This window comes from Mucilaginibacter sp. BGA-UO-ETr-C110 (assembly GCF_059567985.1).
This window is the reverse complement of record NZ_JCAQPB010000002.1, coordinates 5,088,201-5,111,687: the sequence shown is the minus strand read 5'-3', so window position 1 is coordinate 5,111,687 and position 23,487 is coordinate 5,088,201. Positions and strand designations below refer to the sequence as shown.

The 23,487-nt window shown below is 42.2% G+C and carries 17 protein-coding genes; 12 read left to right on the top strand and 5 right to left on the bottom strand.

Annotation, left to right across the window (positions count from 1 at the left end; all coding sequences use genetic code 11):
• Positions 1–86 precede the first annotated feature (86 nt).
• Positions 87–905: a helix-turn-helix domain-containing protein gene (locus AC57BQ_RS21885; protein WP_496408280.1), complete on the top strand. Its 819-nt coding sequence runs from the start codon at positions 87–89 to the stop codon at positions 903–905.
• A gap of 40 nt (positions 906–945) precedes the next feature.
• Positions 946–2,493: an FAD-dependent oxidoreductase gene (locus AC57BQ_RS21880; protein ID WP_496408279.1), complete on the top strand. Its 1,548-nt coding sequence runs from the start codon at positions 946–948 to the stop codon at positions 2,491–2,493.
• Positions 2,494–2,585: 92 nt separating this feature from the next.
• On the opposite strand, the gene AC57BQ_RS21875 is transcribed toward AC57BQ_RS21880, so the two are convergent.
• Positions 2,586–3,800, bottom strand: a complete 1,215-nt coding sequence (locus tag AC57BQ_RS21875) for a glycosyltransferase WbsX family protein (protein WP_496408278.1) — start codon at positions 3,798–3,800, stop codon at positions 2,586–2,588.
• A 278-nt stretch (positions 3,801–4,078) separates the two neighbouring features.
• On the opposite strand from AC57BQ_RS21875, the gene AC57BQ_RS21870 reads away from it, so the two are divergent.
• The 10 genes from AC57BQ_RS21870 to AC57BQ_RS21825 all read left to right on the top strand — a co-directional run bounded on the left by AC57BQ_RS21870 (position 4,079) and on the right by AC57BQ_RS21825 (position 15,895).
• On the top strand, positions 4,079–5,482 hold the full coding sequence (locus AC57BQ_RS21870; protein WP_496408277.1) for a S41 family peptidase: 1,404 nt from the start codon (positions 4,079–4,081) through the stop codon (positions 5,480–5,482).
• 76 nt (positions 5,483–5,558) lie between these two features.
• Positions 5,559–6,164, top strand: coding sequence for an RNA polymerase sigma-70 factor (locus tag AC57BQ_RS21865; protein ID WP_496408276.1), 606 nt, complete (start codon positions 5,559–5,561; stop codon positions 6,162–6,164).
• Between the two features lie 456 nt (positions 6,165–6,620).
• The gene (locus tag AC57BQ_RS21860) at positions 6,621–7,649 is read left to right on the top strand and encodes a FecR family protein (RefSeq protein WP_496408275.1); all 1,029 of its coding nucleotides are present in this window, start codon (positions 6,621–6,623) and stop codon (positions 7,647–7,649) included.
• Positions 7,650–7,791: 142 nt separating this feature from the next.
• Complete coding sequence (locus AC57BQ_RS21855) at positions 7,792–11,046, top strand: TonB-dependent receptor domain-containing protein (RefSeq protein WP_496408274.1); 3,255 nt, start codon at positions 7,792–7,794, stop codon at positions 11,044–11,046.
• A gap of 412 nt (positions 11,047–11,458) precedes the next feature.
• Positions 11,459–12,814 carry a beta-helix domain-containing protein gene (locus tag AC57BQ_RS21850; RefSeq protein WP_496408273.1) on the top strand — a complete coding sequence of 452 codons (1,356 nt, stop codon included), beginning with the start codon at positions 11,459–11,461 and terminating at the stop codon, positions 12,812–12,814.
• An 85-nt stretch (positions 12,815–12,899) separates the two neighbouring features.
• Complete coding sequence (locus AC57BQ_RS21845) at positions 12,900–13,706, top strand: hypothetical protein (RefSeq protein WP_496408272.1); 807 nt, start codon at positions 12,900–12,902, stop codon at positions 13,704–13,706.
• Positions 13,707–14,156: 450 nt separating this feature from the next.
• A complete protein-coding gene (locus tag AC57BQ_RS21840; RefSeq protein WP_496408271.1) occupies positions 14,157–14,609 on the top strand; it encodes an SRPBCC family protein in 453 nt (150 codons plus the stop codon).
• A complete protein-coding gene (locus AC57BQ_RS21835) occupies positions 14,590–14,916 on the top strand; it encodes an ArsR/SmtB family transcription factor (RefSeq protein ID WP_496408270.1) in 327 nt (108 codons plus the stop codon). Before AC57BQ_RS21840 ends, AC57BQ_RS21835 begins: the two co-directional genes overlap by 20 nt.
• Before the next feature lie 13 nt (positions 14,917–14,929).
• Complete coding sequence (locus AC57BQ_RS21830; RefSeq protein WP_090473065.1) at positions 14,930–15,421, top strand: SRPBCC family protein; 492 nt, start codon at positions 14,930–14,932, stop codon at positions 15,419–15,421.
• Between the two features lie 15 nt (positions 15,422–15,436).
• A complete protein-coding gene (locus AC57BQ_RS21825) occupies positions 15,437–15,895 on the top strand; it encodes an SRPBCC family protein (RefSeq protein ID WP_496408269.1) in 459 nt (152 codons plus the stop codon).
• A gap of 363 nt (positions 15,896–16,258) precedes the next feature.
• Here the strand turns inward: AC57BQ_RS21825 and AC57BQ_RS21820 are convergent, their stop codons facing one another.
• The 4 genes from AC57BQ_RS21820 to AC57BQ_RS21805 form a co-directional block, all read right to left on the bottom strand.
• Positions 16,259–18,082, bottom strand: coding sequence for a family 20 glycosylhydrolase (locus tag AC57BQ_RS21820; RefSeq protein WP_496408268.1), 1,824 nt, complete (start codon positions 18,080–18,082; stop codon positions 16,259–16,261).
• A 77-nt stretch (positions 18,083–18,159) separates the two neighbouring features.
• Positions 18,160–19,662, bottom strand: coding sequence for an alpha-L-fucosidase (locus AC57BQ_RS21815; RefSeq protein WP_496408267.1), 1,503 nt, complete (start codon positions 19,660–19,662; stop codon positions 18,160–18,162).
• 36 nt (positions 19,663–19,698) lie between these two features.
• The gene (locus AC57BQ_RS21810; protein ID WP_496408266.1) at positions 19,699–21,561 is read right to left on the bottom strand and encodes a beta-N-acetylhexosaminidase; all 1,863 of its coding nucleotides are present in this window, start codon (positions 21,559–21,561) and stop codon (positions 19,699–19,701) included.
• 76 nt (positions 21,562–21,637) lie between these two features.
• Positions 21,638–23,350: an EndoS/ChiA family endoglycosidase gene (locus tag AC57BQ_RS21805; protein WP_496408265.1), complete on the bottom strand. Its 1,713-nt coding sequence runs from the start codon at positions 23,348–23,350 to the stop codon at positions 21,638–21,640.
• Between the last annotated feature and the right edge of the window lie 137 nt (positions 23,351–23,487).

Genomic DNA, 23,487 nt, shown 5'->3' with positions numbered 1-23,487 from the left:
GCGGCTTTTTTTATTGGGTTTCTTTGACTAATTTGGGGTTGCGGTGATAGCACTGCACCATAGGCTATAATATGCTATCTTTCCAAATGCAGCACCAAGAATTTGAACCTCCTGAAGAGCTAAGGGATACCATAAAATGTTTTTGGTATAACAGAAGAGAATCTGGAGAACAACAATCGAGTTTTGAGGTAGTCCCTGATGGCTACGCTGAAATTATTTTTCATTTTGGAGGTGACTGTAGTATTTTTTACAATGGCGGCTTGCAGCCATTGCCATCACCGTTTATGATGGGGCTGCTCAATCAGCCTGTTCATTTTTACACAAAAAACCGGTTAGAGATCATTGCTATCAGGTGCTTTCCCTGGACCGTGTTCGATTTGCTCGGACTACCGGCAGGTAAAGAGGGTGCGCACATATTTGAGCATCCTATAGCCCAGCTTCAACCCATATTGAATAAGTGGATTCAGGCCGGCAGAATAGATGAAGCGCTGGCCCAGGTAAAACAGTATTTCCTGAATACACGGTTGGGGGTTTCTACCAGCAGTATGCTATTCAAAGCGGGAGTTGCTATGCGGCAAGCAAACGGTACCATGCCGGTAAGCCAGGTAGCGGCGGCGGCTCATGCTACGGTTCGTACACTGGAAAGAAACTTCAAGCAATCTTCTGGCTATACAGTTAAAGATGTATCGGCTCTGATGCGCTTTGAGCAGGTGCGAAACCAATTATGGCTTGATCCCAATACCAACATTGCCGGCTTAGCGCATGAGCTGGGCTATACAGATCAATCCCACCTTAGCAGGGAATTCAAACGCTACAGCGGCACTACACCAGCAGCATTCGCACGAAAATCAAAAAAGAGGAAGCAGGCTGTTAGCACCGATTTTGTCGCGTTTGTACAATCCTAACTCTGGGGTATTCCGGAATTTTGTGTTTTAATCATTCTATATGAAAACTACACAAAATAATTCTATACACGATGTAATTATCGCAGGTGCTGGTCCGGTAGGGCTTTTCCTTGCCTGTGAACTGGCTTTGGCCAAATGTTCAGTCCTGATACTGGAAAAGGCAGAAGATCCGCATTCTCCCTTAAAGCAAGTTCCTTTCGGGATACGGGGCCTTAATGCGCTTTCTGTTGAAGCGCTATACCGTCGTGATTTACTACAAGAACTCGAACTACATAAACGCCTTAAAAATCCCCACTTAAATCCCAACCAAGGAGGCCGTCGTCAGGTAGGGCACTTTGCGGGCATTCCATTCCATGATGATGTTGTTGACACCTCACAGTGGAGATATCTCCTGCCGGGCTCCACCGAAACCAGCTTAATTTCTGAAATGCAGGAGCTTGAAACGGTGTTGACCCGTCGCGCAGAAGCCCTGGGCGTAGAGATCAAGCGCGGGCTGGCTATTACAGGCTTTCATCAAACCGGAGACGGAGTGACTGTTCAATCAGGTAACCGATCTTTTCAAAGTAAATGGCTTGTGGGTTGCGATGGCAGCCGTAGTGTTGTTCGTAAAGCGGGTGGTTTTGAATTTGCCGGTACAGAGCCGGAATTTACCGGCTACTCCACCCTGGTTGACATTGCCGACCCGGAGAAGCTTAGCCCGGGCCGTAATGTAACACCAACAGGCATGTACCTGCAGTCGCAGCCGGGTTACGTAATCATACAAGATTTTGATGGCGGGGCATTTCATCATTCAAAAAAGCCGATTACGCTGGAACATGTGCAGGAGGTGCTACGCCGCATTTCGAACACCGACGTGACTATCACTGCCCTGCATATCGCAACCACCTGGACTGACCGCGCACGACAGACCACAAGCTACCGCAACGGACGGGTACTTTTAGCCGGCGACGCCGCGCATATTCACGCGCCGCTGGGCGGCCAGGGACTTAACCTTGGTTTGGGTGATGCAATGAACCTGGGCTGGAAACTCGCTGCAACTATCCAGGAGAAAGCCCCGGAAAACTTGCTGGATAGTTATTATACCGAACGATATCCACTTGGTGCGCAGGTACTTGATTGGTCGCGCGCGCAGGTCGCGATCATGAAACCGGGCCCAACTGCCCGCGCGCTGAACGCCATTATCCGTGACCTTATTGATACCCGCGATGGTGCCACTTACTTTGCCGGAAGGGTGTGGGGTGTCAACACACATTACAATCTCGATGGCAACCACCCGCTGATTGGTCGCAGCGTTCCTAACTTTGAGTTGGAAGACGGCACGAGGATTGGCGAATTAATGCACGATGGCCAGGGGATACTGCTTGATTTTGACAAGAATGCTTCACTTAAAACTTTGGCGAACGAATATGGTGATCAAATTAAGTATATTTCAGGCAGTGCAAAAGATCAATTAGGTCTGAGCGCTGTACTGATACGCCCTGACGGGTTCGTCGCCTGGGCTGTTGACAGTGAGCCTAATCTTGATGACGCCGCCCAGGCTGCATCGTGCTGGTTCGGTGACCCCATAGCGGTTGTCTGGAGGAATTAGGAGGTGCGAAGTGGCTCGCGGATTGAAGCGGCCATTCACTTATAGTTGCCCTACGGACTACAAAGCCGCTTTATGAAAGTAGAGCGGCTTTCTTACTTATCAACAAATACTTGCTTAATAGCATCGAGATAACCGAATTTATTTAAAGTGTCGGGTTCTAAATAACTACCTTCGGTCCACTCATTCCAGGAATTAATAGTCAGGATTTTGGTTTTATTAAGGTGTTTATCCATAAAACCTTTAGCTTCTATTAATGCATTTTTAAAGGCATTGGGTGTGTTGCCGATAATAATTGGGGTATAAGGATATCCGAAATTTCCCCATGAATTTTCCTGGTTAGTTCGTGGAGATGAGTCCCAACCCATCGATACATTGGGATAATAAGGTACGTTGAATTTTCCGCTGGCACTTTCCGCATATTTGAAATATACATTCTTTACAGAATCATACGCGTTGGTCGGAAAACTATTTAGGACTACATGATGTATCCACACATAATCTGTTACCGAATTAAATCCTAAATTTTTAACCAAAAGGTCTGGAAAAATAATTGTTTTTTCGCCGGGGAGTATGGTATTGCCCCAAACAACAGCATTAATATTTAAATCTTTAAACCCGGCTTTTTTTGTTTTGGCCCGAAAATCAGCGATCGCTTTTGCCGCACCCTCTAAGCTTCCAAAGCTATCCAGGAAATTTCCCAGGTCATAAATTGAAAAGTATGGGCATCCATCTATTTTCCAATAGGAAGGGTGTTTAAAATATTTTGTTATAATATAATCTGTCATTTTATCCCAGGTTTCGGCGGTGATTTTACCCGGGTACATCAGTTTTTGAGGTTTCCCATGAGTAGCAGGATGAAGATCGCTCCAATTATGATTTGCCCACATTAAACTAAACTTCATCAGGTTATTATTTTTAGCCTTCATAAAACCGTTTTCTAAGCCCCTCTCCAAAAATGGCCCATCATTATAATAGTACCAGTCAAAAATGAACGCGTTAATTCCGTGCGTAGAAGCTGTTTCTATCTTTTGAGCCATTTGTAATGGATTGGCTTCATCCGTATACCCCCATAAAGGAACTTTGGGTTGATCATGTCCTTCAAAACGTGGTTTTGCTTTTTTTACAAGCTCCCATTCTGTCCAGTTCTTTCCGCGATATTCTTCATTCCGTTTATCGATATGATAATCCGGGAAATAGTAAACGGCAATTTGATATTTCCCGTTTGAGGATTTTTTTTGCTGACCATATGCGCCCGTAAATACGCACAACAATAAAGATATAGTTGGCACAATATTTTTCCTGTTCATAAAAATTACTTTTTAAAGCTGCTGCGGCTAACGTTGGGGTATGAAAGACAGCTAATAACTGGTTTCTAAAAAGGGTAAGTTAATAACAACTTCCCTCCAAACCGTCATGCACTGTCATGCCGAAAAATGCCAACAACGGGACGCCTTATGTGATTAAATGTTCGATATTCATTCCTTAGGAGGTAATACAACTTAACACCGGAACTACTTGAAAGTTAATTCTCTATTAACAATGGCGAAGTATATTTGCTGGCAGACAAATATACTTTTATAGTATTATGCAGCCATTTCTTAACTTTTACAAACAAAGTCGCTATGTCCTGATTTGTCTGGTATCTATACTTATTTTACAAAGCTCCTGTAAAAAAGATAATAATACGCCCAGCTATCCCCCCGGGAGTAATGAAAATATAAACAGCTGGATGCTTGATAGCCTGAAACGCTATTATTACTGGAGCGATGGACTGCCTTCCAAACCTGCGCTTAACAGGGCTCCGCTGGAGTTTTTTTCCGCCATACGAAATTCCAGTGACCGCTTTTCTTATATTTTGTTACCCGGCGACCTCTCCACGGTTACTCCTACTAACAAGAGTCAATATGGGTTCGATTATACTACGATCAAAGAAAAAAACACAGGCTTAGTTTTTGGAGTGGTTAAGCTGGTTTTAAATGATTCGCCTGCTTCCAGATCCGGTTTAAAACGGGGGGATTATATCAGCAAAATTAATGGTAAAATTATAACTCAGGAAAATGCCGTGGCTTTACAACAGGAATTGCTTTCGGGCAGCCAGGTTACCATCACATTGGCAGAGGTGAACGGAAATGAGTTAAAAGATATTGGCTCAGCTGAGTTAGCTGCTGGGTTTACTTTTGAACAACCTGCCGTAAGTAGTATTGTCGACAAGGGGAGTTCTAAAATTGCCTATCTGTATATATACGATTTTAGTCCCGGATTGGCCACCTCGCTTTACAATACTTTTATGAGTTTTAAAAATGCCGGGGTAACAGAGCTTATTCTGGATCTTCGCTATAACTCTGGAGGGCAGGTTGCCGAAGCCGCGGGGCTTTGTACCATGATCGCATCCGGGGTGAATTATACCACTCCTTTTATCACTTATAAAGGGAATAAAAATGGAGGTACCAGATCCGAATCTTTAGGTGATGCGGCCAGCTTTGATCATACTTTAAATTTTAACACACTTTTGCAAGCTAACCTGAACTTAAAAAGAGTATTTATTTTAGGAACGGGTGCAACCGCTTCGGCTTCGGAGGTGATGATCAACAATTTAAAGCCCTATATGCAGGTTGTGCTGATCGGCGAAAAAACGAGGGGTAAAGACGAGGCCTCCTTTAAAATTTCTGATGCCAGGATCCCCAAACAAGTGGAGTGGGAAATGCACCCAATTGTTTATAAACTGTTTAACGCGGCAGGAAATGGAGGTTATAGCGCTGGCATAGATCCCGATATTAGCGTTACAGAATTGAATGATCTTCCTTTACAACCTTTCGGTGCCTGGGCAGATCCCCTGGTTAAAGCCGCGCTGAATAGAATTGCCGGTAATAGTACTGTTACGATCGCACGACTAAAAAGCTCCAATAAGTTGAACCTTGCTGCCGGAAACATATTGGCCGATTCCCGTGCAATGCTTACTTCCGCAAGTACCGTAATTACTCACCGGTAAACTGGTAAAGCTTCTCTTATAGTTAACATTAACTTCAAATTACCCGCTTAACTTGCAATGCTTAATCTCCTGCTGTATGAAACATTTGGACAACTTATCTATCAAGGAACTTTTGTGCCTTATCCAAACCGGGAATACCGATGCCTTTGGTGAAGTTTATAAATTATACAGAAGAAAAGTATATTGTTTTGCCTACCGTTTTGTACGTAGCTCTGAAGAAGCCAATGAATTAACCCAGGATGTATTTGTCCGTTTATGGGAAAACAGGATGAAAATTAATCCTGATAAAAATTTTGAGGCATACCTGTTTAGCATGGTTCGCAGCAACTTTTTAGATGCCTTAAAAAAGCAAGCCCGGATGTCTGTTTACCGAACGGCAAATGCCGAAGAGCCGGCTTTTAATTCAACAGAAAGTTATATGGATTTTACGGAATGCCGCCAGATAGCCATGAATGCTATTGAAACGCTTTCTCCACAAGTTAAAGTAGCTTATCTGTTAAGCAGGGAAGATGGTTGCTCGCATGAGGATATTTCCAGACAAATGGGCCTTTCTAAAAATACGGTGAATAACCACATTAAAAAATCCTTAACCCATATCCGTACCAGGATCCGTTACTTATCTCCGGATACTGTTCTTCCTTTTGTGTTATTGATACTGGCCTCCTTTCCCGAAATGTGTTAGCCTGGCTTTTTATTTTTTCTTGAACCCGCTGTTTGTATTACTTGCCCGAAAGGGCAATTATTGTTTTATAGTATCAGTAGCAAAACTATTTGGTATGGAGGTAACCCCAGAGCAGATAGGCCATTTTGTTATAAATTGGGTTTACATGGGTTACACTTTTTATGGTTTGTATTGGTTTATTTGATTGATAATCAATAAATTAAATGTGTTTTGCCCTTATTTAATGTAAACCCATTATATGATTTCGATGCTGGAAATTCAAAATTCATTATTCGATATTATTCCCTTATTAAAGTTTTCAAAATAAGTTTTCATGAAAAAAGTATATAAATTATTATGCTGATTATGAGTTACTTGATGCAAAGTGAAAAATATATCACCAGGTCATATAGCTGTTAAGCCTTTCCCAATCTTATATACATATATAAGTTGTTAAAAAATATTGGGATCATAAAGGTGAAACATCAAGAGGAAATCAGAAGATTATTTAAAATGTACCTGGAGGGCAAAACAAATGCCCGTCAGAATACCATTTTGTTTCACTATTTAAACAACAACAAAAACGCAGAACAGGAATTATCTGATCTTATGGGCGAGGCATGGGAGCAGGAACCTTTGGTCAGGGACAACTCGGCTGAAGCAAATGATGGCCTGGAGCAGTTATGGACGAAAATTGACCACAAGAAGCAAAAAACCATTCAGCGATATCAGATACTTAAATATGCAGCCTCATTGGTTATGATCTGCTCCGCTGTGTTTGTATACAAAGCCAGCCAGAAAAAGCAACCTGAAAGTGCAAGATCAATTGCCCTTATCACTAAAACAACAGCAAGCGGAGAAAAAGTAAAAATGTTGTTGCCAGATAGCTCCGTTGTGTACCTCGGTAGCCGCAGCAAGATCTCCTGGCCCGAACATTTTGAAAAAGGAAAAGTCAGGAATGTTTCTCTGGAGGGTGAAGCCTTTTTCGAGGTGAAGCATGATGCTACCAGCCCCTTTATTATCCGGTCTGGAAAAATGGAAACACAGGTTTTAGGGACCTCATTTAATATTTATGCTTATCCGGAAGACAAAATATTTACCGTATCAGTAAGGACAGGCAAAGTAGGTGTAACCGAGAAAAGCGCCGGGGCCCGTAAGACCCTCTCGCTTTTAACGGCAGGTATGAAGATAGTTTATGATACGGATAACGGAAAGTTCAGGATCAATGTTGGGCAGGTTAGTGAAGCAGATAGCTGGACAAATAACCGGTTTGTATTTCACGATGAAAACTTAGGCTCCATGCTGGCTAAGCTTGAACGCTACTACAATGTGCATTTTGAAGTGAAGAGCGCTAAGTTAAAAGCATGCCGGTTTAACGCCACTTTTTCGGATATAAACATTAACGAAGTGATGCGACAGTTAAAAATTATGAGCAGTGGCCATATCAAATATAAAATTAGTGACGACAAAACAAAAATAGTCTTGTGGGGGGAGACTTGTGAATGAAAATTTAACCTCGGGCTAAAATCCGTACGCGAAAGCTTATACAAAAGAAATAGTAATTAAAATACGAAACCGCCCTGCGTCAACAGAACGGTTTCAAAGAAATAGTTTTTAACTCGTGAAAATTAAAAATCGTCGTAAACTTATGAATATAAGCTTTTACAAAAAAGTAAATAACCATTTTTCCAGAATTAGCTGCAGGGCAATCCTGTTTATGTTCCTATTATTCTGCCATGTTTCCGGCAACTCATTTGGGTCAGTTTTAGGACAAGAAAGAGTTCCTGGTAATATCAGTCTGAAATTAGTAGCGGCAAGCATCCCGGAAGGGCTTGCCATATTAGAGAATAAAGCAGGCTGTGTGATCAATTATAACAAGTCTATTTTTAATGAAAGCAGTCGTATCAGTATCGATGTAAAAGACGTAACCCTGCCCCAGGTATTAAAACAGATGCTGACCGGCACCCGTGTCGGGTTTAAACTCGCCGATGAACATACCGTACTCTTATACAAGCTGCCTGCACCTGTAAAACCCGGTAAGATCAGCGGGAAAGTACTGGATGAAAAAGGAGAAACCCTTCCAGGTGCATCTGTACGGATAATTGAAACCGGGAATGGCACACAAACAAGCGTAAATGGCGAATACATATTAAGTGTAGCTCCGGGTACTTATACGCTGGAGATCACTTATATATCCTACCAAACAATGCGCATCAGCGGCGTGGTGGTAACAGAGGACAAGAACACCCCATTAAACATAGCATTAAAACCGGCAAGTTCAGCTTTAAAAGAAGTAGTTGTTACGGCCAACTATCGCAAGGCATCAGTTGATGGATTACTTATCCGCCAAAAAAACGCGTCGGAAATTAGTAATGGTATCAGTGCCGAACAGTTGGCCCGCACACCGGATAAAAATATAGGCGAGAGCTTGAAAAGGATCAGCGGGGTAAGTACTATTGATAATAAGTTTGTATTGGTTAGGGGTATTGGTGAACGCTACAACACGGCCATGCTAGATGGGACTGTACTCCCAAGTACCGAGGCCCAAAGCCGGAACTTTTCTTTTGATATGATCCCCGCAAGTTTGGTTGATAATGTGGTGGTGAGTAAAACAATTACACCCGATATGAATGCCAGCTTTGGTGGCGGACTTATTCAAATTAATACCAAGGATATCCCGAATGAAAATTTCATAAGTTTTACCGCCGGTGCGGCATACAATGACCAAAGCACCGGTAAAGATTTCCTGAGCCACAAACGCGGGAAATACGACTATTTCGGTTTTGACGATGGCCGGAGGGATTTCCCCAAGGACCTGGTTCACACCAACAGAGGTACGGCTCCTAATATTACGCTTTCTGACGCAGATTATCAAAAAAAGGTAGTTGATCAAAGTAAAAGGTTTACGAATGACAACTTTACGATGTATAAATATAAAACAGCCCCTTCGCAAAACTACCAGTTTTCTATAGGTCGTTTATTAACATTAGATACTACAAACAATAATAAGTTAGGCTTTACAGGCGCCATAAGTTATCGTAATACACAAACTATTAATGTTATAGATGATCAATCCCGGGGGGGATCGTCTGGCTGGTACATTCAGCGCCCTGATTTAAATACAGGCGCGTCCTATGTATTTAACACCACTTTGGGGGCATTGTTAAATGTGGGTTTGCAACTGGGTAAAAACCGCTTTAGCCTGCGCAATACCTATACGCATGTGTATGATAATACATTGACAAGGATAGTGGGGTACGATCTTGATAATGGAGGTAGTTTTATACCTATCCATACACCAAACCGGGTTTTGGAGGCAGATGACCCAACTTATACCACTTTGTTGCAAAATAAACTGAGCGGACAGCATCAATTGGGAAAAGTAAAAATAGAATGGGATGCTGCCAGAACTTCGGTAAGCAGGGAGGAAAAAGACGCTGGTATTGCTACGAGTCGCCCTGTTTTGATAGGTGATAGCTATCAATATTTTTATACTGCCAGTTCACTTACAGAAGCCAGGATTTCAACAACCTCACGTCAGCATGCTTTTAATAAGGAAAGTCACTATTCCTGGAACCTGTCTGGTACCCTGCCATTTACATTTGCCGGTATCCGCAGCAGTTTAAAAGCGGGCTATTTTGGCAATCACAAAAACGCGGAATTTGACTGGCAGATCGCGGCTTTGGCAAATTCCGAAAAGTATGCGGATAGTGTAAGATACAAGCCTATAGGCGAAATGATCGACCCGAAAAATATCGCTTATGATAAATTTATATACGCTATCGATCCATCCTTCCTGGATAGCTACAAAGGTAAAAGCCAGATACACGCGGGTTATGTGATGCTGGATAACCGGATATTTGATAAACTCAGGCTGGTATGGGGTTTAAGGGGCGAGTATTATAAATATACCGAGATTAAACAAGGCGCAATTATTAAAGGAGGGGCAGAGAATATATTTTCGGTTAAACCCGATAAGCGCTGGCAATGGCTCCCTTCAGCTAATTTAACCTACAGCCCAATACAGTCGCTGAATATCAGGGGAGCTGTTTCCAGCAGTGTGGTAAGACCCGAATTGATGGATAATAACCCATTTCTGAGATATAGCCCCACATTGGATGCCTTATATGGTAACAAGGGGCTGTATAGCACCCGTATCAACAGCTATGATCTTAAAACAGAGTGGTTCCCGGGCCTGGGCGAAATTATATCTGTAGGGGGCTTTTATAAACGTTTTGATAAGCCTGTAGAATTGAACGCTATTATGGTGAATGGCAATCCTAATTATTACCTCCAAAACGCGGATTGGGCAAACGTATATGGCCTGGAATTTGAATTGCGCAAAAATTTCGGCTTTATAGCTGATGAGGGAATCCTGAAAAATATAACAGCTTATGGTAACCTTACCTTGCAAAAATCAACCGTACAAAATACCTATACGGTAGACCCCGGAGGCGGCAAACCATACATACAAGTTCCTATTCAACAAAAACGATCTCTGTATGGGCAGTCGCCTTACCTGTATAATCTGGGCTTACAATACATCGGTAACCATCTTGGTTTTAACGCCGCTTATAATAAATCGGGGCGTAAAACCTATATCGTTAGTGACGACCCTACTTTCATTGAATATGAAAGACCGAGGGATCAACTGGATATTCAAATTAGCTACCGTTTCCTGAAAAATAAAATGGAAGTTAAATTCAACATGGCTAATCTTACTAATAACATATACAACGTTTATCGCAATACAGCCAGTTACGAACCAACTCCCGGTGGCGACAAAAGTAATGCATATCGCCTGAAACCCGGGTTTAGCAATAATTATGAAAAAGGCGACCAGGTGATGTTTCAACAGCGGTTTGGACGCACTTACAGCACATCACTTACCTATAATTTTTAACAACGGGAATACATCATGAATGTAGATATATAATGGTTAAACAATTAAAAAATGGAGGAAAAAATAAAATCCTGCTGTGCTATAAAAGTAAAACGAAGGGTGCTCAACAACCCTTCGTTTAAAAACCGAATAGCTTGCTCGCTAACGGCACAACCAGGATAAACCTGAGAGTAATATAAAAATCCCCGGAAGGATGCCTGTTACCAAGCCAAGGGCTTATACCAGAAGATCGATACAGGTGAGTTTTGTTCAGTTGTAAAGATAATAAAAAAAGTAAGTCTGAAAACAGCTTCTCTTTTTGATCTTGAAAAAGATGAGATGCTATTATTCTGAACTACAGAGAATTCCAAGTAAACCGAATAATGGGGGTTAAAAATTAAACTACCTCCCTGAAAAACAAAAAAAGCAAAAAATGAAAAAAGTATCTTTAGTAGCCCTATGCCTGGCTGCAGGAATTTTAGTAACATCTTGTAAAAAAGAAGCCAATAATGACGCTTCGTTTGACAACCGTAGCACTTCAGCTACTGATTATCCTTCTTCTGTTACATCATTACCAGTAACTACAGTAAGCGGCGATATTACTACCAACACTACGTGGGATGCTGCTCATGTTTGGGAAATCAGTGGTGTTGTTACCGTAAGAAGCGGTGCTACCCTGACTATCAACGCAGGTACTTTCATCAAATCAACCGTAAATACTCCAAATGTTCAAAACGGTGTATTGGTAATTTCCAAAGGTGCTAAAATTAATGCTGTTGGTACTGCAAGCAGCCCTATCGTTTTCACCAGCCGTTACCTGTTAGATGGTAATAACGCTACTGTTGGAAAACCTGGTGATTTTGGTGGTGTTATCCTTTTAGGTAACGCTAAAATTAATGTTGCAAGTGGTGATAAATTGATCGAAGGTTTGGCTGATGATCCTAAATTTCACTACGGTGGTACAAATGATGCTGATAACAGCGGTACACTACAGTTTGCCCGTATTGAATATGCTGGTTACGTATTAGCTACAAATGTTGAAGTAAACTCTTTAACTTTAGGTGGCGTAGGTAGCGGTACTACTATCGATCACGTACAGGCATCTCGCGGTCTTGATGATGGATTTGAGTTTTTTGGTGGTAAAGTAAGCCCTAAATACCTGATTTCATTTGCAAATGACGACGATCAATTTGATTTTGACAATGGCTATACCGGTACTATCCAATTTGCTATCGCTGTAGCTGATGCTTATTCAAGCCATAGCCCTAACCCTACCGGCCCAAGCGATTCAAATGGTATCGAGTCTGATAATAATGCACCTGCTGAAGATGCAACTTTCAGCTTAATACCTAAAACTCGCCCAACATTGTTAAATTTCAGTGTAATTGGTACTTCTGCTGCAACTTTAACTCCGGCTATTACTGCTCCTGGATTTAAATGGGCTTTCCGTAACCGTCGTGGTGCTGAGGCTGTAGTAACTAACTCACTGTTTACCGGTTATCCTACAGGTATCGTAGCTGATGTTGACGCAAACGCTTCACTGGTATCATTAACCAATGTTTCTACTCATGGCTTTACTGCCGCAACTTCAGTGTTGGGTACTGGTGCATTTGTATCTTCAGGTTTATTAACTTCAACTGCAGCTGCTGCTCCTACCTGGGGTATGAGCCAGCCTTTCTTTAACTCTGGTACAGTAAACTTCCTGGCCACCAGCGGTACAAGAGGTGCTGTAACTACAGCTTCTGCAGCTACCTGGGCTATTGCTTCATGGACTAAATTTACTTTCTAAAACTTAATATAAGGTTTTTATTACAACCGGGGCATCATTTGATGCTCCGGTTTTTTGAAAAAATATTACATATTAACAAAAATTCATGATCAAACTAAAATACCTAATCTTGGTCTTCGCGCTGTTTTTATTGGCATGTAAGAAAGAACAATTACTAAACCCGGAACAAGCCCGGCCCGTAAGTTTTACTGTAAAGGGTCTTATACTACAAGATACCCTGGAGTTTACGCTGAATAATAAAGTATTGAACCAGGCTATTGGTGCTTTCGCATTTCCAACAAGCGGAACTTTGTTGCTTAACGCTGGCGATAAGATCCAGATCCGTAAAAAGGCTGACCATAAAATAATCGGAGATATTGAAACTACGGCAAGTCCTTTTAACCAGGTTAAAAAGATATTTTATGATGGTACTACCTTGTCAAATAATTTAGAACTGACACCTGTTACAAACCCCGAAAACATGGGCTTCCGGTTAAGATTCAGTACAACTGCCACAGATTTTTACGGTGGACCGGTGGATATTGAAATTTTTGAGCAAACATTTAGTTATGAAACCTTTGAGAATACTTACCATTCCGTGAAAGAAGTGAAAAATGTAACCGGCGCATTTGGAGAATTCGTCGAATTGCCACCGCTTGTTAGTACGGAGCTCCTTGATAAGGGGTATGCGATAAAAGTGTATAAAGCCGGGACAAAAGAGTTGCCCTATACCAGTATGGACCATATTTTTCTGGATGATCCGGATCCGGATCATAATTATAGTCAGGTTATAAGCTTTGACAAAGGAGCAAGCCAATTACTCTCAGTTTCCCCTACCAGTTATGCTGATGCCCCACCGGGCGATGTATTTAGTGGTTATCAATTTGAGGATTTTTCATCTGCTTTTAAATAATAAGCATTTTTCATCTTAAAGCGTTTAACTGACCCGATCAATTATATAAAAGAGTAGCCGGTAGACATGTTCGTGAAAGACAAACTCAAACAACAACAACATTCTTTAGAGGATTTTCCTGAACACTGTTCGCCCAATACAAATCCTTATCTGCTCATCACCGGAAGCCTTACGGCACTCGGTGGTTTAATTATATTTTCGCTGATTATCTGGTTAGGACGCGTGTGTATCCAGTAAGAACACACACATCCTAACCATATTCAGCATTACCACTTATACTCCCAAATCACCTGCTACATTATTTCTTGAAGGTGCAGTGCATTAGCAGATACATATCAGCATTACCGGCTGTATTTCTTTGCCCTAAAAAATAAATTAAAAAAAAGTGAAAATAAATTTGCGTAACTCAGAAGTTACATATACATTTGAGTAACTTAAAAGTTACGCATTATGGCAAAGATTATTCAACACCAATTTTTTTACCCCAATCCGCCAGAGGTAGTTTGGGAATATCTCACAAAACCTGAGCTGATTGCTCAATGGTTGATGAAAAACGATTTTCAGCCCACCGTGGGTCATGAATTTAATTTCCATGCCAGCCCCATGCCCGATATGGATTTCGACGGGATCTTTTACTGCAAAGTTTTAGAGATCGTTCCGTTCAAAAAACTTTCCTATTCCTGGGATTTTGGACCGGGCGATGGATCCTTAACCACCTCCGTAGTGAACTGGACACTCACCGAGAAAGACAACGGCACCGACCTTTTACTGATCCATCGCGGATTCGAAGGAACCAACAACTTCCTGTCAATGTTCAACTCAATGGAAAAAGGCTGGTTAGAGCTTGTCCAAAAACTTTTGAAAATAATTAATGCAACAGCAAATGGAACAACACAGGCTTGATGCATTCCAGGTAATTGCCGACCCGAGCCGGAGACAAATGTTATACCTGCTCTCGAAAGATAGCTTAACCATTAATTCATTGGCCGACAACTTTGATATGAGCCGGCCTGCCGTATCCAAACATATTAAAGTGCTGTATAATGCAGGCTTTATTTCTATACAGGATATCGGTAGAGAACGGCACTGCATCCTGAAACAGGAGGGCTTTAACGAATTACATAAATGGTTAGAGTATTTCGACGCATTCTGGGGCAGCAAACTGAAAAGTTTAGAAGCCCTGTTAAACGAAAGAACAAACAAAAAGTAAATCAATAGAAATCATGAAAAACCAAAATTTCACAGCTACCATTTTGGTAGACCAAACCCCAGCACAAGCTTTCGATGCCATCAATAACGTACGCGGATGGTGGTCGGAAGAAACTAAAGGTGATACCGATAAACCCGGCGCCGTATTTTATTACCATTACCAGGACGTACATAGCTGCACATTCCAGATCACTGAATTAATACCCGGTAAAAAAGTTGTTTGGCATGTACTGCAAAATCATTTTAATTTTATTAAAGACCAGAGTGAGTGGGTGGATACCGATGTTGTTTTTGAAATTGCCAGTAAAGGCGACAAAACAGAGATCAACTTTACACATGTTGGCCTTGTACCGGCATATGAGTGTTATGATATTTGTTTTAATGCATGGGGTACATACATCACCAAAAGTTTGTACGACCTTATTACTAAGGGTAAAGGCCAGCCAAACCCTATAGAAGAGGCTGTAAAAAAAGCGCGTGAAATGAGCGCTGAGTTATTAAAATAAGAAAGGAAGAAAAAAATGAGAGATCAAAATTATACCACCGTTTTTACGGTTAACCAATCGCCAAGGGAGGTTTTTGATGCTATCAGTAACGTTTGTGGATGGTGGACAGAAAACATGGAAGGCGGTTCACAAAAACTAAATGATGAATTCGAAGTCCGTTTTGGGGAGGTGCATTATTCCAAGCAAAAACTGATAGAGGTGATCCCTGACAAAAAGATTGTTTGGTTTGTTACAGATAGCAAACTCAATTTTGTGAAAGACAAAAACGAGTGGACGGGTACCCAAATCATTTTTGAGATTGCTGAATACGGTAACAAAACGGAGATGCGTTTTACACACGTGGGTTTAACGCCTTTGTATGAATGTTATGGTGCTTGTTCCAACGCCTGGTGCGGTTATATCAATAATAGCTTGAATAGTTTGATCACTACAGGTGAGGGACAACCAACTGAGAAAGAGGAAGTGAATTCCTGAGACCGCCGGAAAAATAACCCGGGATCCTAACCTCAAAAGGAGCTATAAAGCCCCCAGTTTTCGCTGGAGGCTTTTGGTTTGTGTGGTTAATCGGCAGGTTACGATATTATTAAACGTGAGCCCGGGATAAGCAGTTCATGTTATTTAAAGACACCCTGAATATTTTGCTTAAAGCTGACCAATGTAAACCCCATTATTTATGGTTTACACTGTAAACCGTTTTTTTTGATATAAAATAAATTAATCAATTGATTATCAATAGTATATATAAATGTAAACTATAAAAAGTGTAAACCATGTAAACCCACTTTTTAACATAGCGGACATCGGGATCAGGTTTGCATTTCTTATCCCGAACTCGCGTTATTTAATATCAACACTAAATTCATTACTCGTTTTGTTCTCACGGGTAACGATGATATACTTTAAAGTTAAAGGCCGGCCATTGGTGATGGGTGACAGGAATGAACCTGAATACAGATCGGCAGTATTATCAACCTTGTGCCCGTCTATGGTGTAATATACTTTGCTGTCCGCAACAAAAGGGGTAATGGTTATTCTTTTTCTTTTGGTTGCTGCGTCATCAGTGATCACTACATTAGCTTCGGGGATCCGGTAATTTACACCTGATCGCTCTATCGATTCTAAAACTACCGGCAGTCTCTTGCTGGCAAAATCTTCATAATTCTTGTTCTCGGTTTTTGTCCAGCCAACCTCTGCTAACGCGATGGCACGTGGAAACAGCATATATTCTAATTTATTATTGGTGGATACATACTCGGTCCACATATTGGCCTGTACACCTAAAATATGTTTCTGCTGATCAGCGGTTAAAGCTGTTGGCCGCGGGTTATAATTATAAACCACATCTAAAGGCAGGAAACCACCAATGGCCAGGGGCTCTGTTTTGCCGTCCTTGGCCTGGGCATGATCTACATACATATTGCTATTTGGCGACATGATTACATTATGCCCTTCTTTGGCTGCCTGTATGCCACCGGCTTCGCCCCTCCAGCTCATTACGGTTGCATTGGGTGTTAGTCCGCCCTCCAAGATTTCATCCCAGCCTATCAGGTTTTTGCCGTTTTTGTTTAAAAACTTTTCTATGCGGTTAATAAACCAGCTTTGCAGTTCGTGCTCATCTTTCAGCTTATTTTCATGGATGATCTTTTGTGCCAATGCCGAAGTTTTCCACTCATCCTTCGGAACCTCGTCGCCACCGATGTGGATATACTTACTCGGGAAAATAGTCATTACCTCGGTTAAAACATCCTGTAAAAACTGAAAGGTTGGTTCGCCGGGGTTGTAAATAGTATTATGTACCCCCCAGTAACCCGGTACTTTGTAGGGGCCGGTTCCATTGCCTAATTCGGGATACGCGGCTAATACGGCGGTACTGTGACCCGGCATTTCAATTTCGGGAATCACTTCAATATTTCTTTCGGCCGCGTATTTTACAATTTCACGGGCCTGTTCCTGGGTATAAAAACCGCCGCTCTTTTTTCCATCGTAGATGAATGGCTTGAAATCATAATATTGACCAATAATGGTCGAATCGCGCCAGGCACTGATGGCGGTTAGTTTTGGATATTTTTTTATTTCCAAACGCCATCCCTGGTCGTCTGTTAAATGCCAATGCAGCGTGTTTAGTTTTAACGAAGCCATTACGTCGAGGATCTTTTTGATCTCGTTGGCATCAAAAAAATGCCGGCCAACATCCAGCATCAGACCGCGGTATGCAAAATTGGGTTCATCATTAATGTTCACCACCGGGACAGATAATTGCATACCCTTTTGCTGAATGAGTTGTAATAATGATTGAACGCCATAAAATACACCGGCCCGGCTTCCCTGGATATTCACGCCTTTATTGCTTACTTTAAGCTGATAACTTTCATTAGGCTGTTTAGCAGATGAGGTATTTAAAACAATAACATTTGTAATTGCTGTATTATTGATCTTTAAAGTAAAGCCGTATTGCTTTTTCAAAAAATAATTGAACATAGCGGCCACTTTTTGGGCGTCTGGCTCTTTGGCCACGATGCCGGTATGCTGGTTAATGATAAATTGGCCAACACCTTTTTCGGCAAATGCCGGCTTGGGCACAATAGCTACTTCGTCGGTTTGCTGAGCAAACGTGGTCCGAGCGAATAAAATCAGGGCGAATAAGAAGAGATTTTTTTTCATAATAAATTTAGAGCAGGGTCATCCGGGTTTTTTCCTGCCGGATGAATTATTTGATATTTGTAGTTAAGTATGCGATTTTAAAGCCCGGTAAATTGTTTATATAAACCTATAGCAGTTAAAGTGGGATTCAATCGGGATGAGGTAATGTTCAACCTTACCTTTTGAGCTGTAACCGGTTTAAAACGGATCAACCTTTTAGCGCCAACCGTAGTACCTTCAGCTATTTGCTCCCAGCCTGTTCCATTAAAATATTCCAGGTTGAATTTTTCAATACGCTGACCAACGGTGATATTTTCCTGCAAACTCAATACATCAAATGCCTGTGTTTTAGGCAGGTTGAATTCTATCACCGCCGAGGTGTCGCTGCCTTTTGTAGTCCAGTAGTTTTGGATATTGCCATTTAACAAGGCTTTGGTATGGAGACCGTTTGATGAGCTGATCCTGGCCCCTTTCAGCAAGTTGGTTTTAAAGGTTTGGTCGATGATGTTTTTCCATGCCATCAAATTTTTCTGATCGTGTTCATTGATCATGCCCTTTTTATCTGGTGGGATATTGAGCAGAAGTACAGAATTACGACCTACAGAACTGTAATAAATATCCAATAGTTTTTCGGGCGATTTTACGTTATTATCTTCCGCTTCATGATAAAACCATCCTGGTCTGATGGATACATCTGTTTCGGCAGGGTACCATACCAGGGCTTTTGCCTTGCTGACTTTGTCGCGGTTTCCAAGGTCACTTCCGGTCATATCTCCTTTGGGCTTAAAGGCAATATCCTTTTGCGAATCTTTTTCGGTGCCCGCATTATCTTGCTGATCTACCGGTATAACGCTCCATTCAGATAAACGGCCATAACCACTTTCGGTACCTACCCAACGCACATCGGGGCCCATAATAGCTATTACGGCATTAGGCTGTAACTTGCGGATCAAACTGTACCAGGCATCAAAATGATATACCGGTTTTTTACCGTTGGGGCCTTCGCCATTGGCGCCATCAAACCAAACTTCATCAACCCGGCCATAATTGCTCAGTAGTTCTGTCAGCTGGTTAATGAAATAGGCATTATACTTTTCGGTATCGCCATAATCAGGATTGTTCCTGTCCCATGGGGAAAGGTAAATACCAAAGCCAACGCCTTGCTGGTGGCAGGCATCGGCTACTTCTTTTACCACATCGCCCTGTCCGTTTTTCCAGGGACTGTTTTTTACAGAATGTTCTGTGTACTTACTTGGCCAGAGGCAAAAGCCATCATGATGTTTGGCTGTGATGATCACCTGTTTTATCCCGGCCTGTTTGCAGGTACGTACCCATTGGGCGGCATCCAACTGGCTTGGGTTAAACAGTTTGGTATCTTCCTTGCCATCGCCCCATTCACGGTTGGTAAAAGTGTTCATACCAAAATGTAAAAATGCCGTAAACTCCAACTGCTGCCAGCGTAATTGTCGTGGTGAGGGTGTAATGTGTGCGGCTTTATTTACAATTTCCCGTTGGGAATCCGTTGGATTGATCGCAGTGTAGTTTTGAGCATAGACTGATGAGCAAAGGCCTACAGCTATTACGGATAATATGTGTTTCATTTATTTTAATTACATTTTCAAAAACCGGATAATTTATTACCTGGTCCTTTTTTCTAATTCTTCACGCGGAACAATCAACAATTTTCCTGCGGTAGCATTTCCTTTAAATGCTTGTGCTCTTAATTGGTGGATGCCTTTGGGAATAACTATTGGTGTACCGTTGTAACGAATGCCCGATGTATCAGGGTTGGTATTGTCAAGGGTATAGTAAATATTTAAACTGTCGATATCTGTGCTAAGAGAAACTAATAACTGTTTTTGCTCATCGAGTTTTGAAGTTGCAAGCACATCAAAAGCTGCTTTGGAATAATTGATTTGCGCGGCATCCAAAACTTTAAATTGAGGCTCTAATTTTTTTTGAAAACTAACCCAGTTTTGTTTTGCCGGTAGCGACCAAAAAACCTCTGATAATGCCAGGGAGCGCGGCCAGGTCATGTATTCGGCATGTCGCCCGGTGGGTACAGCTTCTGACCATAAATTACCCTGTCCTCCTAAAACCAATGTGCTGTCTATCCCTGTCGGAACAGGGTTCCATTGATACGCTGTTTTTAAACGCAACATATCGTATGTATCAGGTTCCAGTTGCGGGTCGCCCTGGTAAAGATCCAAGTAGGTATTGCTGCTGGGTGTAAAAATAACCTGGTGCCCTTGTTTGGCCGCGTCTATACCACCCTGCATACCTTGCCAGCTCATCACTGTTGCTTCGGGGGCCAGCCCGCCTTCCAGGATTTCATTCCAGCCAATTAGTTTTTTCTTCTTTTTTTTCAGGATCTTTTCTACCCTTTTTATAAAATAGCTTTGCAGTTCGTGCTCTGTTTTTATCCCCTGTTGTTTCATAAAATCCTGTACCACGGCCGATTGCTGCCAGAAGTACTTGGTAGCTTCATCGCCACCAATGTGTATATATTCTCCCGGGAACAAAGCAGCTACTTCAGTGAAAACTTTATCCAGAAAAGTATACACACGTTCGTCTGCCGGGTTTAAGGTATTGTCGTCGATATTATAAAATTTACTTCCGGGGTTTACGGAGTAAATGTATCCGGTTGCCGACAAATAAGGATAGGCCGCGATAGCTGCCAGCGAATGGCCGGGAACATCAATTTCGGGCACAATGGTTATATGTCTTTCGGTTGCGTAGGCTATAATTTCTTTGATATCCTGCTGTGTATAATACCCGCCATAAGTGGCCTTTTCATTTTTTTGAGGCGGATCAAAAGACCACCATCCCCCCGTTCTGGGTACCCGCCAGGCACCCACTTCCGTTAAGCGGGGTAGCGACTTTATTTCTATGCGCCATCCCTGGTCGTCTGTTAAGTGCCAGTGAAAAACATTGAATTTATAGCGGGCCATATCATCAATATATTTTTTTACAAAGTCTTTTGAAAAGAAATGCCGGCTCACATCCAGCATCAATCCGCGCCATTTTAACCGGGGATAATCAACAATTTCTACAGCAGGTAAGTTACGCTGTTGCTTATTAGCTTCGTCTGAAAGGGAAAGCAGTTGCCGCATAGTTTGTAAACCATAAAAGATACCTGCCGTTTTACGTGCCTGTAGTTTTACTTCATGCTCGGTAATGGATAGCTCGTAGCCTTCGTCGTTGCCAGGATTGTTTAGTGCCGGGTTCAACAATAGCCTGATGGAGTGCTCCGATGCGGTAGCTTTGTTTTTTATAGGTAATGTAAAACCTGTTAACGTTTTAATCCATTCATTACCACGGTTGCCCAGCGTAGTAAGTTCGGAGTTGCCTGAGGGGATGATTAAGGAGGTATGGTCGTCAATAACAAACGTACCCTTGCCTTGAACCAATGATACCGGTTCTGGAGTAATGGCTGTGTAATTTTGTGCATAAGCTGCCGAACAAAAGCTTAGGACTATGATGGTCAATATGGTTTTCATTTGCTTAAGATCGCCTTTTTTAAAGCTTCCGGCAAACAACCGGAAGCTTTGTGACAGATATAGGGTTTGTTAATTATTATGGGCATCCGCTGGTTGTACTGGCCTGGGTACTTGCTGTATAAACACCGCTGGTGATGGTGCCCGCGTAAGTGGTACTCAATGATGCAACGGCAGTAGCATTACTGGCTGCATTATCCAGTTGCCAGTATAATTTCAGGTTGGAAGCATTGGGATGGCAGGTTCCCAGGCTTTTATTCATCCAGGCTGAAATAGTTGATTGACTGAGCGCCGCATTCCACACCCGTATTTCATCTATTTTTCCGCTCAGGTAAGTATTGGTTGATGAAGTGGTTTCGGACCCGGCCAGGAAAGCCGCTGTATTGGTACTGCTTGTTGTTGATGGTATGGTACCCGAAAAAGTAAGCGTTTGTAAGGTACCATTGATATACAATTTAAGCTTTGACGCGTTGGTGCTTTGCGTACCATCAAACACCACAGCTACATGGTACCATTGCCCGGCCGCAACGACATTGGCGGCGGTATAACCATAGCTATTACCGCCATTACCTAAAATTACATAGAGTGAATTGTCGCCCCCGCCTGTTTGCACGGCGATACGGTCAGTGCTGGTATTGCTTTTGGCCAAAATGTTGTTCCAGGAACCCATGGCATTAAAGTAAACCCATGATTCCAGGGTAAAAGCAGAAGCGCTTTTAAGCTGGGTAACGTCGCCGGCGGATATTTTTCCGGAGGACAGGGAAACCGCGTTGGTGCTTGAAGTTGTTTGCGGTGGGTTCATCATTTGAATGGCGTGGCGGGTATAAATATTATGAACACCGTTGGCTATCTGATAATATTCATTGTCGATACCGTAGGAGCCAACGCCACCTTTGGTTCCCTGTGTTGGTTGCCAGCTGGCATACTGATAGATCTGTACCGGGTTATAATTGTAGCTGGGATTTTGCCCATCGCCAGAGCCATCTTCAAAATCAACCATCACCACAAACTGATTCGGGTTAATATACGAAGCAAAAGTGTTAAAGGTAGAACTGAGCGTACTGGTTTGGCGCCAGTAGGCCTGCAGGAAAACATAATTGATCTTGGTGTATATCTGTGTAAAAAGGCTGTTGCTGCCCGTTTGGTTGGTATCAAAAATGAGCAATTTACCCGTTGTTGATTTTGGACCGAAGTATTGACTTAGGGCATTCATCAAGCCCACATCGGCAGTAAGCACGGAGCCGGAAGGGTTGCTCTCTACATCCAGATCGATCCCATCATAACCCATGGCATTATAGCTGTTATAAGTAGCCAATGCCCAGGCTGCGTAGCCCGTGCTATTATTTGTATAGTGATTGGTATAGGATGTATCAGAGGTAGTATTGGGCAAACTGGTAGTGTTTACCACCTTGGTGCCCTTGGCGTGTAAAGCCGGTATATAAGTATTTTTTAAAGCTGGCCAGTAGGGTGAGCTGGCAGGTGTATAATCGGTAAAATTGCAAATAATATCTACGCTATCCGGCATATCGGTCATGGCAGGTCCATTAACATCCCCGGATACTATTTTATCACCCCAGGTACGGTAATAACCAACCATAAGCTGGTGGGCGCTGCTTTTATAAGCGATGAGCTCTGCATTGGTAGCGGTTACGTTTAAACGGCTTGCCGCCGAATTAACTGCCGGTTGTTTTGTGCCATTGCTGATATCCTTTTTACAGGATGGAACATACACGATGAGCGCAAGGCACAGCATGAACAGCCATGTTTTAACTACAAAAATGTGTTTTTTCATAATAGGTTTTTTAAAGGTTTATAAATGAAGACGAAAATTTGTTAGCGATAGACTGTTTGGCGGATAAGCTTTTGTGAGTTATGCTGGTTTGAAAAGAACCCTCCCGAAGAAGGGTTCTTATAACCAACTAATCAACT

What these genes read in the sequence shown, in the direction of transcription:
- AC57BQ_RS21885 (WP_496408280.1), top strand. Translation starts at nt 87, where the DNA reads ATGCAGCACCAAGAATTTGAACCTCCTGAAGAGCTAAGGGATACCATA.
- AC57BQ_RS21880 (WP_496408279.1), top strand. Translation starts at nt 946, where the DNA reads ATGAAAACTACACAAAATAATTCTATACACGATGTAATTATCGCAGGT.
- AC57BQ_RS21875 (WP_496408278.1), bottom strand. Translation starts at nt 3,800, where the DNA reads ATGAACAGGAAAAATATTGTGCCAACTATATCTTTATTGTTGTGCGTA.
- AC57BQ_RS21870 (WP_496408277.1), top strand. Translation starts at nt 4,079, where the DNA reads ATGCAGCCATTTCTTAACTTTTACAAACAAAGTCGCTATGTCCTGATT.
- AC57BQ_RS21865 (WP_496408276.1), top strand. Translation starts at nt 5,559, where the DNA reads ATGAAACATTTGGACAACTTATCTATCAAGGAACTTTTGTGCCTTATC.
- AC57BQ_RS21855 (WP_496408274.1), top strand. Translation starts at nt 7,792, where the DNA reads ATGAATATAAGCTTTTACAAAAAAGTAAATAACCATTTTTCCAGAATT.
- AC57BQ_RS21850 (WP_496408273.1), top strand. Translation starts at nt 11,459, where the DNA reads ATGAAAAAAGTATCTTTAGTAGCCCTATGCCTGGCTGCAGGAATTTTA.
- AC57BQ_RS21845 (WP_496408272.1), top strand. Translation starts at nt 12,900, where the DNA reads ATGATCAAACTAAAATACCTAATCTTGGTCTTCGCGCTGTTTTTATTG.
- AC57BQ_RS21840 (WP_496408271.1), top strand. Translation starts at nt 14,157, where the DNA reads ATGGCAAAGATTATTCAACACCAATTTTTTTACCCCAATCCGCCAGAG.
- AC57BQ_RS21835 (WP_496408270.1), top strand. Translation starts at nt 14,590, where the DNA reads ATGGAACAACACAGGCTTGATGCATTCCAGGTAATTGCCGACCCGAGC.
- AC57BQ_RS21830 (WP_090473065.1), top strand. Translation starts at nt 14,930, where the DNA reads ATGAAAAACCAAAATTTCACAGCTACCATTTTGGTAGACCAAACCCCA.
- AC57BQ_RS21825 (WP_496408269.1), top strand. Translation starts at nt 15,437, where the DNA reads ATGAGAGATCAAAATTATACCACCGTTTTTACGGTTAACCAATCGCCA.
- AC57BQ_RS21820 (WP_496408268.1), bottom strand. Translation starts at nt 18,082, where the DNA reads ATGAAAAAAAATCTCTTCTTATTCGCCCTGATTTTATTCGCTCGGACC.
- AC57BQ_RS21815 (WP_496408267.1), bottom strand. Translation starts at nt 19,662, where the DNA reads ATGAAACACATATTATCCGTAATAGCTGTAGGCCTTTGCTCATCAGTC.
- AC57BQ_RS21810 (WP_496408266.1), bottom strand. Translation starts at nt 21,561, where the DNA reads ATGAAAACCATATTGACCATCATAGTCCTAAGCTTTTGTTCGGCAGCT.
- AC57BQ_RS21805 (WP_496408265.1), bottom strand. Translation starts at nt 23,350, where the DNA reads ATGAAAAAACACATTTTTGTAGTTAAAACATGGCTGTTCATGCTGTGC.